Raw genomic sequence first — 13,806 nt, forward strand, 5'->3', positions numbered from 1 at the left:
TATTGAAATAATCAGAACATGGAAATTTCGCAACATTTAAATTAAATCTAACAACTTGTTTAGCAGTACCATAAAGTAATTTAGCAGTGTAGAAAAGCCCCAAATTTTTACCAAAAACTTCCTAAAAGAACAATAACGTAAAAATTTAAAATAAAATGAAAACATTATATCCTTTCGCCATAATTTTAGTCGTAAGTTTCTTTACATCATCTTTTAATAACCTTGATAAAGATGAAGTAATTACCAAAAAAACTTCCGCTGACATTTACAAGAATACCACTGATAAAAATGATGATGTAGTTGACACAGAAATACTAAATGATTTCTTTAGAAGATATTCTGATTTAAAAAAATACCAGGACGATGTGATCTCTTTATACAAAAACAGATCTTACGGAACTATTTGGTATAAAAATGGAAAAGTAACTGAATTTGGAAATCAATTTTACAAAAAATTAAGCAGTTCTGAAAAAGAAGGTTCAAAACTTGATTTTCCATACAAAGCAGAAGTTAATCAGATTTTTAACGAAACTTCAACTGAAAAACTTTCAAAAACAGATGCTGATATGCTATTAAGTGCAGCATTTATTGTATACGCTAATCATGCAATCGAAGGAAAAAAAGCAATTTCATACGAAACTTTATTAGATTCTTTAATGACTCAACCTACTTCATTAGAGAAAAATAATGCCGGGGTTTCAAATCAATATGACAAACTTCAAAGTGCTTTAAAAAAATACAAAAACATAGAAAAAGAAAACAACTGGAAACCTATCACAACAGAAACTCCTTATAAAGATATCAGACCTGATGCAAAATCAATTACAGTCGCTCAAATTAGAAACAGATTGTTTGTAATGGGGGATTTGAAAAATGATTCTAAAAGCGATGTTTACGATCAGGAATTAATGGATGGGGTGATGAAATATAAATTGAGAAATGGTTTAAAACCAAATTACATTATTAATGAGGATAATATTAAAGACTTGAACACCCCAATTGCGGATAAAATCAAAACTTTAATGATCAACATAGAACGTGCTAAAACTACTTTGCCACAATTGTCTAAAGACAAAGAATATATTATGGTAAACGTGCCATCATTTGAATTGGTTTATGTAAAAAATGGTAAAATAGAATTGACTTCAAAAGTGTTTGTAGGTTCTCAATTGACCAAAACAACGATTTTTAACGGTACTATTGAAAAAGTTGTTTTTAGCCCTTATTGGACTGTTCCTCAAAGTATTGTTGACAATGAATTGAAATCAAAAATTGCTGCTGACAAAAACTATCTTGCAGAACATAACATGGAAATCGTAAATGGTCAGGTAAGACAAAAACCGGGTCCGGATAATTCATTAGGTTTAGTAAAATTTATTTTCCCAAATCCAGATGATATTTATATGCACGATACGCCTGCCAAAACATTATTTGATTTCGAAAAAAGAACTTTTAGCCACGGTTGTGTGAATGTAAATAAAGCCAAAGAACTGGCAATTGCAATGTTAAAAGATTATCCGGAATGGACAGAAGACAGAATAACAAAAGCAATGGATGGTACTGAAGAAACTACTTTTAAATTGCCAAACAAAGTGCCTATCTATATTACCTATTTTACTTCATGGGTAAACGAATCCGGGCAAGTAAGTTTCTTTCAGGATGTTTACGACAGAGACAGCGATTTAAACAACGTTATTACTACTCCCGCAGAAGTAGCTTCAAATTAAGATATTAAATTGGTATATTAATAAACTGAGAACTGTACAGAATTAGCTTTTTGTACAGTTTTTTTATTTTATTTCATCAGACAAAAAAAACCTTCAAGTATTAATTTTAAAACTTTTACAGAATAAAAAAACGACGAAACAATCTGACCTTTGTACTATAATTAATACCACTATTATAATACAAAATCAATTTATCATGAAAACAGAGAATATCGAAGGATTAACACTTTTTGAAATAAATTTATTGATCCAACAAGGCGGAAGATTTATAATGTTTCCAAATTTAATGACTAAAATAAAAAGCTCAACTATTTATTTTATTCGTCCTGAAGAAAGTAAAACCAAGTATATAATAAAACACTTTCTGAAAAACATATTACAAAGCTGGCGCACATTTCCTTTAAGACCAATGTATCTGTCAAAATCTTTATTTTATTTAGCAATTGGAGGCAGCGATTATACACATAAAATTTTAGCTGATTTAAAGCAAATCAATCCTGTTTATAATCCTAATTTATATTGTTTACAATACGTTTAAAATCCTATTTTATATAATTCGAAAACGAAAACGCCTTTTTTGTCTCAAATCATTATTTTATTAGCAATAAGCTAAAATCATGCAAGTTAATTCGGTTTATAAATTCTAAATTATATTGCTCACAATACGTTTAAATCCTACTTTTTATATTAATTCGAAAGCGAAAATATCCTACTATATTTTCGCTTTTTTTATTTATAGAATCCTCTATTCAAAGAAAAAAGCATATTAATTCCTTTTCATTTATCGAATAAAGATGTCTTAAAACAACATATTTTAAATCTTTTAAGAACTATTAGCAAAATCAATCAAAATACATTTGCGAATATTTTCTTATAATTTAAAATGAAAAAGCAAGTTTTAATTTTTAGCCTCGCAGTTATTTTATTTTCTTCCTGTAACAAACAGGCATTAACTGAAGATTACTCGGAACTTGAGAAAACGATTACATCACCTAAACCTCCAAAAGTTAGTGGTCCTCCGCGCATCTTATTTATAGGAAATAGCCAGACTGAATATTTTGTAAGTGCTCCAATATTATTTAAAGAATTCTGTAACGCGAACAATCAACCAGTTAATATTGATCAATTGATAACCGTTGGAGTTTCACTTCAAAAGGTTTATGAAACAAACAAAACAGAAGCTAATCAAATTTTTTCTAATCGGGATAAGGATGGCAATTATTTCGATTATGTCATTCTTCAGGAATCAACTGTCATAGCTCTATCTGAGGTTGAGAAATACAGGGCAAATGTAAAAATGATTGTTGAAAAAATACATAAAAACAGTCCGGGTGTTGCCATCTATATTTATCAGGGAATATCTCCACTTTCATACACTAATTCTAATTTTATAACATCTCATAATAAACTACGCAAAAATGCTATTTCGGTTATGAGCTTTATAAAAAATGCAGGTTTATTAAAAATAGGAGATGCTGTTAAAGATGCCTATGATGGAAAAAATGGCTACAGCTATCTGGTTCAAAACAAAGACAATCTGCGTTATGGAAAACATACGCTTCACCTTATAAACGATGGCGGATTCCTGCAAGCTAATTTACTATACACTACTATCTTTGATAAGAAACCAATCATTCCTAAAAAACTTTTGCTAATTGCAGGAACCAGATATTATGATTCTACTCGAAAACAAGAAGTTAATGAAGCGATTAGCAACCCGGAAGCTTTACAAGAAATAGCCTTTGATAATAAGTAGCTTAAATTTATTTAGCAATTGGAGAAAGCGATTACATATATCCCATTTTTAGCTCATTTAAAGCAAATCAATCCTGTTTATAATCCTAATTTATACTGCTTTCAATACGTTTAAAATCCTATTTATAATTCGAAAACGAAAAACATCTTTTTTTCTCAAAATAATTATCTTATAAAATTTGTCTTAAGTTGTTACTTTAAAAACTTATACTGGCAAACCCACAAGTTGACAAAAGATAAATTTACAAATTGAGTTTAACTCTTTCTTAGAGCTGAACTCTTTTCTTATTTAACTTCTAAACCAACTATAAGATGAAAACCACTACATTCAGATTCTTTATTTTATGCATCGTTCTTGGCGCAACAGCTTGTTCTTCTAATGATTCTAATGAAAAAGAAACAGACTCTTCTGAAAAAAAACTTTACGATTATTATGTTGATACAAACATGCAAAAATCAATCGATCAGCTTGGTATCAAAATCCATAAAGGCGATACTCCGCCTAACGTAGAAGGTATTTATACAATTGATCCTTTTCGCTGTACGATGTCAAATTTTAATGATGGATATTTAGGTGTTACACTTGGCGCATCAACGCTAACATTGTCGAATCAAAATACAGCCAATCTTAGTGTTGATTTCAAAAACCTAACTATTTATTCTTTTGATTCTAATAATGAAATCTGGGAAGGAAAAGGCTCTTTTATATCCGGAGAAGACAATAAATTTTCTATATTCTTACACAGTAATGGCGAACTAAACAAAGGAAATTATATAGCAAAATATCAAAATCTGATTATTTTATCCGGTGAACTGGAAATCGTGAACAGTCAAATTAAAGGAATAAAAAATTTGCAAATGGCATCTATCATGCACGATGATTATGACGATCCATACAATACTTTAATCTCAATAGGACAAGGACGTCTTTTTGAAAACAATTATGCTGAAGTCGAATAGTTATAAACGGTATTAAAGTAAATTCTCCCTTAATTTTTTTAAATTTTATCTGGAATAATAGTATCTTTCTAATCTTAAATTATTTTTTAATTATGGAAGATTCAAATGAATTAATTGTTAGAAAAAGCTGGTGGGACAGAAACTGGAAATGGTTCGTACCAACAGGATGTTTAAGTCTTATTCTGCTTTTTGGCTTGTTTATCGCCGGAATATTCTTTGGAGTTACTTCAATGATGAAAGATTCTGATGTTTACAAACAAACTCTTACCGAAGTTCAGCATAATAAAATAGTAATTGAAAAATTAGGCGATCATATTGAAGCAGACGGAATGACCTCCGGAAATATTAGTTTAAGTAATGATACCGGAAACTGCGATTTACAAATCCCGATAAAAGGCTCTAAAGGAAATGGAACGATATTTATTGTTGCCGAAAAAAGAGGAACTTGGAAATACAGTGTAAAGTCCGTTTATGTTGAGTCTACAAAAGAAGAAATTGATTTATTGAAGCAGTAAAATAATCCTAAATGAAGTCAGTTTTTTTGCTATGCTTATGCCTTTTTCAAAGTATGATTGGAATGGCGCAATCTAATGCCAAGTATGATATTTATACCAATCGAATAAAACAATTCTCAAAACCTGCCAAAGTTTTATACAGTCACGTAGATCTAAATGGAAACGGTTCTATTGAATTTACAAACGCAAAAAAACAAATACTTAGGTTTCGCTTAAAGAATCAAAAACCGGAAGTATTGCATGGTGGAATTACTTTTCAGCTTTTTTATTATAATAATGATTTTCTGCAAAGAATCGAAACTTTTGATTCTAACGGAAATCTCGCAACCGAACATGAATCAAATAATGAAGCTGCAATTGTTTTCATTATCGAAAAACCTGAATTATATCTAAAGAAAAAGAAACTAATAGACGCAGCCGAAGGAAATATTGATCTAAAAGACGACACAACAGAAAAAATCATACGCATACAATTGTACGACCAGAATAATCTCCCAATTAAAGCGATGCAATCTAACTATCTTTCTAGTAAAACGTATTGGAATTATAATGTTCGAATGTATTGGCCGTGAGAGAAAAGGTTCTGGGGTTCTGAGTCGCTAAGGTTCTGAGATTTTTAGTTTAATATTTTAATTAGTTTGAAAAAAAATGGCAAAAGAGCCTTTCGCAGCACAATTAACTTCAATTTGGATCGGTGGCTTTTTCTTCTGGATTTTAAAAGGATTCAAAGGAAAATTAACAGATCAATATGTTTTTGAACTTGATAAAAGAAATCTTTGGACTGGCTATATTCTCGAACTTATTTTTGTTGGAATTTTAGTTTTCTTTCTAGTTAAAGATGATATTCGAATATAAGAAATTAAAAGCCAAAACACCTTAGCAACTCAGAACCTCAGAATCTCAGTCCCTAAAAAAAAGCTATTGTTAATTATAAAACAAATTGTTTATTCTCCTAACATAAAATTGTGGCTTTGTTTTTGAATAAGTAGTATTTTTGAAACTTATATAAAAACCTACTTAATGAAACAGATTTTAATTTTAGCCCTTGTATTTTCTCTTAGCTCTTGTGCTCAGGTACAACAAACCCTAAATCAACTACCTCAACTGTCTTCTCAACTTCCAGGAATAGGCGGTGTAGACATTGCATCTGGATTAAAAGAAGCCTTAAACAAAGGAATTACGCAACAAGTGAGTAAATTGACTGCAGTTGATGGTTTCTATAAAAACGAAGCTGTAAAAATTTTAATGCCAGCTGAATTACAAAAAGTAGACGCTACTTTACGTAAAATTGGATTATCATCTCTTGCTGATGAAGGTATTAAAGTTCTAAACCGTGCTGCCGAAGATGCTGTAAAAGAAGCAACTCCAATATTTGTTTCGGCTGTTAAAAATATGTCGTTTACAGATGCAAAAAACATTCTTTTAGGAAATGACAGCGCTGCAACAAGTTATTTGCAAAATAGTACAACTACCGCTTTATACGGAAAATTTAATCCGGTAATTAAAAGTTCTTTCGCAAAAGTAGGTGCTGATGTAGTGTGGACAAACATTATAAACAAATACAACACAATTCCGTTAGTAAAAAAAGTAAATCCAGATTTAACGGATTATACTACTAACCAAGCTTTGGCAGGAGTTTTTAAAATGATTGCTGTTGAAGAAAAAGATATCCGTACTAATATTAGCGCAAGAACAACGCCTTTACTTAAAAGCGTATTTGCAATGCAGGACGGGAAATAGTTTTCCGTCTAAGGTTCAATCCCGATAATTATCGGGACAGAGTAACAAAGGCACAAAGCAACCTTTGCAACTTTGAACCTTTGGAACTTTGTAACTAATCAAAAAAAGACCTTAAAATGCAAAAAATTACCATTCTCATTCACTGCAAAGACCAAAAAGGAATTATTGCCTCAGTGACTACTTTTATTGCTAAAGTAGAAGGAAACATTACATACATCGACCAACATGTTGATGTAGAACAAAATGTGTTTTTTATGCGATTGGAATGTGAATTGACCAATCACAACATAACGATCGAAAATCTAAAAGCTGATTTTACTCAGACAATTGCAACGGAATTTAATATGTCCTGGGATTTATACAATCAGGAGCAAAAACCAAAAATGGCATTGTTTGTATCAAAATACGATCATTGTCTTTTTGATATTTTAGGACGTTACAGCGCAGGAGAATTAAATGTCGAAATTCCGGTAATTATCAGCAATCATAATGATTTAAGATCTATTGCCGAACGTTTTGATATTCCGTTTCACTGCGTTCCTTTTACCAAAGACAATAAAGAAGAAGGTGAAATCAAACAAATTGAATTATTAAAAAGATACCAAATCAACTTTATTGTTTTGGCGCGTTATATGCAAATCATTACTCCAAATTTGATTTCGCTTTACGAAAATAAGATTATCAATATTCACCATTCGTTTTTGCCTGCTTTTCCTGGCGCAAAGCCTTATCATTCGGCTTTTAAGCGTGGTGTAAAAATTATTGGTGCCACAAGCCATTATGTTACAGAAGAATTAGACGAAGGTCCAATTATCGAGCAAGATATTACTCGAGTTTCGCACATACATTCTATAGATGATTTTATCATGAAAGGACGAGATTTAGAACGTATTGTTTTGGCACGCGCTATAAAATTACATTCAGAACGTAAGACTATGGTTTATGGTAATAAAACGGTTGTTTTTTCTTAGAATTTAACCCTTTTTTACCGCAAAGTGCGCGAAGATTTTACGCAAAGATCGCTAAGCTTTTGGTGTTTTTTGTGAATGTTTTGAGATCGCAAAGCTTTGTCTGGAATTTTTAGCCACGGATTGGACTGATTCAAACAGATTTTCCGCTGGTTTCTTTTTTTCTGAACATACCTAATAGACCGGACTAAAGTCCGGCCCTACAATATAGATAGAGCTAAAGCTCTCTTAAAGCTCCGAAGGAACGAATCATATTTTAGGGCCGGATTTCAATCCGATTTACATAAAGAAATATTTATTTATATAAAACAACAAACCCCGACAGATTTAAAAAAATCTGTCGGGGTTTTCTATTTAAAGCAAAGTTCACAGTTCAAAACTCTGAACCTTTGCAACTTTGTCTCTTTGAACCTTCAAAAAAAACTATCTCACTTCAATTAATAATCTTGGATCAGAAAAGTTATTTACTTCATCCATTGTAAGACCTAGTGCATTTGCTACACCTTCTCCATATGCAGGATCAGCTTTGTAACAGTTACGAATATGACGAATCTGAATGAACTTTTGCGCCCCTCCTACTTGTCCTGCAGTATTTTTGAATAATAATTGTTTTTTCTCATCAGTTAACAAGTTGAATAACAAACCTGGCTGTGTGAAATAATCATTATCATCATCTCTGAAATTATGTGCCCACGCATCTCCATGAAGTTTCAATGGTGGTTCTTTGAATTCAGGTTGTTCCTGCAATTCTCCAAAACTATTTGGTTCATAGTGTTTCTTTGATCCGTTATTTCCATCTACACGCATTGCTCCGTCTCTATGGAAAGTATTATAAGGACATCTTGAAGAGTTTACCGGAATTTGGTAATTGTTAACTCCTAAACGGTATCTGTGCGCATCTCCATAAGAGAACAAACGTGCCTGTAGCATTTTATCCGGTGAAAAACTAATTCCAGGTGGAACATGTGCCGGATTAAAAGCTGCTTGCTCTACTTCGGCAAAATAATTTTCAGGATTTTTATTCAATTCAAATTCTCCAACAGGAATCAATGGATAATCTCCTTTTAACCAAACTTTAGTTAAATCAAAAGGATGGAAACGATAATTATCTGCTTGTTCCTCAGTCATAACCTGAATGAACATTTTCCATTTTGGAAAGTTTCCTTCTTCAATGGCATCAAATAAATCACGTTGGTGACTTTCTCTGTCGCCTCCTACTAATTTAGCCGCTTCTTCATCAGAAAGATTATCAATTCCTTGTTGTGTTACGAAATGAAATTTCACATAATGTCTTTCGTTTTGATGATTAATGAAACTAAAAGTATGACTACCAAATCCGTGCATTTGTCTGTATGATCTTGGGATTCCGCGATCACTCATTACGATTGTAATTTGGTGTAAAGCTTCGGGTAAAAGAGTCCAAAAATCCCAATTGTTATCAGCACTTCTCAAATTGGTTTTTGGATCACGTTTTACAGCATGATTTAAATCAGGAAATTTCATTGGATCACGAAAGAAGAAAACAGGCGTATTATTTCCCACCAAATCCCAATTACCTTCATTAGTATAAAATTTCAAAGCAAAACCACGAATATCTCTTTCAGCATCAGCAGCACCTCTTTCACCCGCAACCGTTGAAAAACGTGCAAACATTTCGGTTTTTTTGCCAATTTCAGAAAATATATCGGCTCTTGTATATTTTGTAATATCGTTAGTTACTGTAAAAGTTCCGTAAGCTCCAGATCCCTTTGCGTGCATTCGTCGTTCCGGAATAACCTCACGGTCAAAATGCGCCATTTTTTCTAAAAACCAAAAATCTTGTAATAAAACAGGTCCGCGAGGGCCAGCTGTTTGAATGTTTTGATTGTCTGGAACGGGAGTTCCTGTTGCAGTTGTTAATTTTTTGTTTGATTCCATATTGCTGATATTTAATGTTTTATCAAATATACAAACTTATCTTTACGATATTGATAAACAAAATTGATTGTTATTATATTTTAATAACCAAAAGTTATTTAACGTTACAGAAAGCTCAGAAAAGGGATTCAAATAATCTTAACTTATGTCCAACAAAGTAATAACAAAACCTTAACAGCTAAACGTCCATATATGTCGGATCTTTGTAGAGTAATAAACTGGTTATTTATTATTTTGGTTTTGGTTAGTTAAATGATGCCGGCTTCTTCGAGATGCCGGCATTTTTTTATGCCCTAAAATTTCTTTTGTTTCAGGTTTCAAGTTTCAGGTTGCTTTATTTTGAACATAGATTTTATCGCAATTCCGATAGCTATCGGGAGCGAAGATTTTTTGTTGTAGAAGGCGATTATTAAAAGCAAAGTTCGCAAAGCTTCAACATTAACTTATCTCCAACAAAGTAATAACAAGACCTTAACACCATAAGTTTGATATATGTCGGATCTTTGTAATGTAATAAACTGGTTATTTATTATTTTGGTTTTGGTTAGTTAAATAATGCCGGCGTCTTCGAGATGTCGGCATTTTTTTATGTCTAAACGTTTTTTCTTTTGTTTCAGGTTTAAAGTTTCAGGTTGTTTTACTTTGAACGTAATTTTACCGCAAAGTTCGCTAAGTTTTTTCGCTAAGTTTCGCAAAGCTAAATCAATATATAGCTTTGCGAACTTTGCATTTAATAAGCGCCTTCTATAACAAAAAAACTTAGCGAACTTTGCGGTTAAATACACGCTCCAACAACTTGAAACCTGAAACTTTAAACTTTAAACTTAAAACAAAAGAAAACCTGAAACAAAACATCAATTTGGATACAATAAGTAGAGATTTGGCTACTTCAAAAAAGCAATAACTCCGGAACTTTGCATTATCAATTTTAATTTAAAACAAAAATATATGAGTGCAATAAAAAAAATGAATTTGGGAACTCAGGGATTAATTATTCCTAACATCGGTTTAGGTTGTATGGGAATGAGCCAGATTGCAGGAAACGATATTTACGGTAAAGCAGATGAAACGGAGTCTATAAAAACAATTCACCGCTCACTTGAATTGGGAGGTAATTTTTTAGATACAGCAGATTTATATGGTCCTTTGACAAATGAAAGATTAATTTCAAAAGCTATAAAAGGAAATCGCAATGCTTACACAATTGCTACAAAATTTGGCTTTGAAATCAATGACAATGAAGAACTTACCTGGCAATTTAATGGTAAAAAAGAATATGTAAAAAAGGCCGTAGAACGTTCTCTTAAAAATCTTGGAACTGATTACATCGATTTGTATTATTTACACAGAGTTGATCCTAATACTCCAATAGAAGAAACTGTTCAGGCAATGTCTGATTTGGTAAAAGAGGGAAAAGTTGGTTATATTGGTCTTTCTGAAGTTTCTTCTGAAACAATTAGAAAAGCACATAAAATTCATCCTCTGACTGCGGTTCAAAGTGAATATTCTCTTTTTGAAAGAAGCATTGAAGAAGATGGAATTATAAAAACTTTAGAAGAACTACAAATTGGTGTAGTTGCTTATTCTCCTCTAGGAAGAGGTTTCATTTCGGGAGAAATACAACATCCGCAGGACTTGCCCGAAAATGACTTTAGAAGATCAATCCCACGTTTTCAAGGAGAACAATTTTATAAAAACATTGAACTCTTAAATGAAATAAAAGTTATTGCAGATGAAAGAGAAATTACTGCATCGCAATTGGCTTTGGCGTGGATTGCATCCAAAGGATTTTTGGCTATTCCGGGTACAAAGCGAGTAAAATATGTGGAACAAAACATTGAAGCTGCACAACTTACCCTTACCGCTAAAGAATTGGAAAGATTGGAAAGTATTATTCCAGTAGGAACAATTACCGGAAATCGTTATGATGAATCTGGAATGAAATCTGTTAATCTATAAGAAGTCAGAAAAAAATCTACAGGAAAAGTTATCTTTACAAGAGCTTTTACTGTATTAAATCTCAAACCATGAAGAAAGAAGATCATACTCCCTATACTATAAGTTCTCTTTCAGAATTACATCGTTTATTACAAATTGCAAAACCAGATCATCCTTTGGTAAGTTTTGTTAATCTGAAGGATATACATTGTCATTTTGATGATAATCTAAAGAGTGTTGTTTATAATTTCTATACTATTTCGATTAAAAAAGGATTTAAAGGAAAAATGCGTTACGGTCAAAACTATTACGACTTTGATGAAGGTGTCATGACATTTATGGGTCCAGGTCAAATTATTTCGACAGAAGTTCCAATGGATACTACTGTATCGGGCTCAATGTTAGCAATTCATCCTGATTTCATTCAGAATTATCCTTTGGCAAAAAAAATTAAAGAATACGGTTATTTCTCTTATGCTGTTAACGAAGCTTTGCATCTTTCTGAAAAAGAGCAAACTATGATTACAGGAATTATGCAAAATATCGAGCAAGAATATCTTTCTTCTATAGATGCATTCAGTCAGGATGTAATGATTTCTCACATTGAACTGCTTCTTAATTATTGCAATCGCTTTTACAACCGACAGTTTATTACCCGAAAAAATGCTAATAATACGCTCTTAACCAAATTAGAAACTCTTCTGGCTGAATATTTCGAAAGTGATAAAGTTCAGAAATTAGGATTACCAACGGTCGCTTATATTTCAGAACAATTAAATGTTACGCCAAATTATCTCAGTGATATGTTACGATCACTTACGGGACAAAGCACGCAGCATCATATTCATAATAAAATTATAGAAAAAGCCAAAGAACTTCTTACCACAACTTCACTAAGTGTCAGTGAAACGGCTTATAAATTAGGTTTCGAATATCCTCAATCTTTCAATAAATTATTTAAAAGTAAAACCAATGTTTCGCCTTTAGAATTTAGGAGTTCTTTTAATTAATTTTAAGTTAAAAGCGTGATTTAACCGCAAAGCGCGCAATCCCGATAGCTATCGGGATTCAAAAAGGTTCGCTAAGTTTTCAATTTATAAAATAAATAATCAAAGTTCAGCAAAGCTATATAAACACAAAGCTTTGCGAACTTTGCCTTTTTATAGAAGCTTAATTAGGAAAAAAAACTTTGCGAACTTTGCGGTAAAATACTCGCTCCAACAACGTGAAACAAAGAAAACTTGAAACTAATTTTTCAACCTTTCATGTAGTATTTTAAAGTATGGAAAAGCCTTTAGTAATCGGCTGCCGTGCCAAGAGAACATTTCGCCGTCTACAAAAATAGTTTTGGCGTGATGCGTAAAACGTCCAATTTCAAAAGCGTCTTCTTCCTTAAATGGATATGGTTCTGAAGAAAGGAAAACCAAATCGGGATCGCCTTCTAATCGCATTTTTTTGAGTTCAACTTCTGGGTATCTACCTTTATCAGAATAAATATTCTGAAAGTGATTCAGTTTCAGTAATTCATTAATATAGGTATCATCACCCGCGACCATAAATGGATTTTTCCAAATAAAATAAGCAGCTTTCTTAACTGGGATATCCTGAACATATTTTTTGAAATCGTTTAAAGCGAAAGCCAATTTGTCATTCCACTTTTGAGATTCCGTTCGGCAATTAAAGAGTTGTCCGAAATCTGATATCATCTGAAAATTATCTTCGATCGTAATAATATTGGTTACCCAAACCGGACAAATGGAACTTAGTTGTTCGACAATTTCCGCCGTGTTTTCTTCTTTATTACAAATGATAATATCAGGCTCTAGTAATTTTATTTTTTCGAAATGAATTTTCTTCGTTCCGCCAACAACTTTCTTCGTTGATTTAAAATGATACGGATGCACACAAAACTTTGTGATTCCGATGATTTTTTCTTCTAAACCTAAATCATATAACAATTCAGTTTGCGAAGGTACAAGAGAGATAATCCTTTTTGGAGCGTTCTCAAAAGAGTGTAAAGTACCTAGCTGATCTTTTAATTGTTTCATGTTTTATTTTGTTTCAAGTTGTTGGATTGTGTTGGTTTTACCGCAAAGTTGCAAAGTTTTTTCGCAAAGTTTCGCAAAGCTTTTTAAATTGACTTCCAATAAGTTGTCAAAGCTTACAAAGCTTTGTGAACTTTTTTCGATAGAAAATAACTTACCGCAAAGAGCATAAATCTTTGCGAAACTTTGCGAAAAAACTTAGCGTACTTTGCGGTAAAATTATGTTCAAAGTAAGGCAAAC

The 13,806-nt window shown here is 32.0% G+C and carries 13 protein-coding genes; 11 read left to right on the top strand and 2 right to left on the bottom strand.

Annotated features, from left to right (window positions below; translation table 11 throughout):
* Positions 1-155 precede the first annotated feature (155 nt).
* From C8C83_RS00830 to purU, 9 genes are all read left to right on the top strand, one after another.
* Positions 156-1,727, top strand: a complete 1,572-nt coding sequence (locus C8C83_RS00830; protein ID WP_121326003.1) for a L,D-transpeptidase family protein — start codon at positions 156-158, stop codon at positions 1,725-1,727.
* A gap of 196 nt (positions 1,728-1,923) precedes the next feature.
* Positions 1,924-2,265 (top strand): hypothetical protein, encoded by a 342-nt coding sequence (locus C8C83_RS00835; protein ID WP_121326004.1) that lies wholly within the window; start codon positions 1,924-1,926, stop codon positions 2,263-2,265.
* 345 nt (positions 2,266-2,610) lie between these two features.
* The gene (locus C8C83_RS00840; RefSeq protein WP_121326005.1) at positions 2,611-3,483 is read left to right on the top strand and encodes a hypothetical protein; all 873 of its coding nucleotides are present in this window, start codon (positions 2,611-2,613) and stop codon (positions 3,481-3,483) included.
* Positions 3,484-3,794: 311 nt separating this feature from the next.
* A complete protein-coding gene (locus C8C83_RS00845) occupies positions 3,795-4,442 on the top strand; it encodes a hypothetical protein (RefSeq protein WP_121326006.1) in 648 nt (215 codons plus the stop codon).
* 92 nt (positions 4,443-4,534) lie between these two features.
* Positions 4,535-4,957 (top strand): cytochrome c oxidase assembly factor Coa1 family protein, encoded by a 423-nt coding sequence (locus C8C83_RS00850; RefSeq protein ID WP_121326007.1) that lies wholly within the window; start codon positions 4,535-4,537, stop codon positions 4,955-4,957.
* 11 nt (positions 4,958-4,968) lie between these two features.
* Positions 4,969-5,529: a hypothetical protein gene (locus C8C83_RS00855; protein ID WP_121326008.1), complete on the top strand. Its 561-nt coding sequence runs from the start codon at positions 4,969-4,971 to the stop codon at positions 5,527-5,529.
* Between the two features lie 76 nt (positions 5,530-5,605).
* Positions 5,606-5,812, top strand: a complete 207-nt coding sequence (locus C8C83_RS00860) for a hypothetical protein (RefSeq protein ID WP_121326009.1) — start codon at positions 5,606-5,608, stop codon at positions 5,810-5,812.
* Positions 5,813-5,977: 165 nt separating this feature from the next.
* A complete protein-coding gene (locus C8C83_RS00865) occupies positions 5,978-6,697 on the top strand; it encodes a DUF4197 domain-containing protein (RefSeq protein ID WP_121326010.1) in 720 nt (239 codons plus the stop codon).
* A 116-nt stretch (positions 6,698-6,813) separates the two neighbouring features.
* Positions 6,814-7,668 carry a formyltetrahydrofolate deformylase gene (gene purU, locus C8C83_RS00870; RefSeq protein WP_121326011.1) on the top strand — a complete coding sequence of 285 codons (855 nt, stop codon included), beginning with the start codon at positions 6,814-6,816 and terminating at the stop codon, positions 7,666-7,668.
* A 420-nt stretch (positions 7,669-8,088) separates the two neighbouring features.
* Here the strand turns inward: purU and C8C83_RS00875 are convergent, their stop codons facing one another.
* Entirely contained in the window at positions 8,089-9,582 is a 1,494-nt protein-coding gene (locus C8C83_RS00875; protein WP_121326012.1) for a catalase, read from the bottom strand.
* A gap of 948 nt (positions 9,583-10,530) precedes the next feature.
* On the opposite strand from C8C83_RS00875, the gene C8C83_RS00880 reads away from it, so the two are divergent.
* Positions 10,531-11,541, top strand: coding sequence for an aldo/keto reductase (locus C8C83_RS00880; RefSeq protein ID WP_121326013.1), 1,011 nt, complete (start codon positions 10,531-10,533; stop codon positions 11,539-11,541).
* Between the two features lie 68 nt (positions 11,542-11,609).
* Positions 11,610-12,530 (top strand): helix-turn-helix transcriptional regulator, encoded by a 921-nt coding sequence (locus C8C83_RS00885; protein ID WP_121326014.1) that lies wholly within the window; start codon positions 11,610-11,612, stop codon positions 12,528-12,530.
* 237 nt (positions 12,531-12,767) lie between these two features.
* Here the strand turns inward: C8C83_RS00885 and C8C83_RS00890 are convergent, their stop codons facing one another.
* The gene (locus tag C8C83_RS00890) at positions 12,768-13,568 is read right to left on the bottom strand and encodes a helical backbone metal receptor (protein WP_121326015.1); all 801 of its coding nucleotides are present in this window, start codon (positions 13,566-13,568) and stop codon (positions 12,768-12,770) included.
* Between the last annotated feature and the right edge of the window lie 238 nt (positions 13,569-13,806).

The sequence above is a fragment of the Flavobacterium sp. 90 genome (assembly GCF_004339525.1).
Taxonomy (GTDB): Bacteria; Bacteroidota; Bacteroidia; order Flavobacteriales; family Flavobacteriaceae; genus Flavobacterium.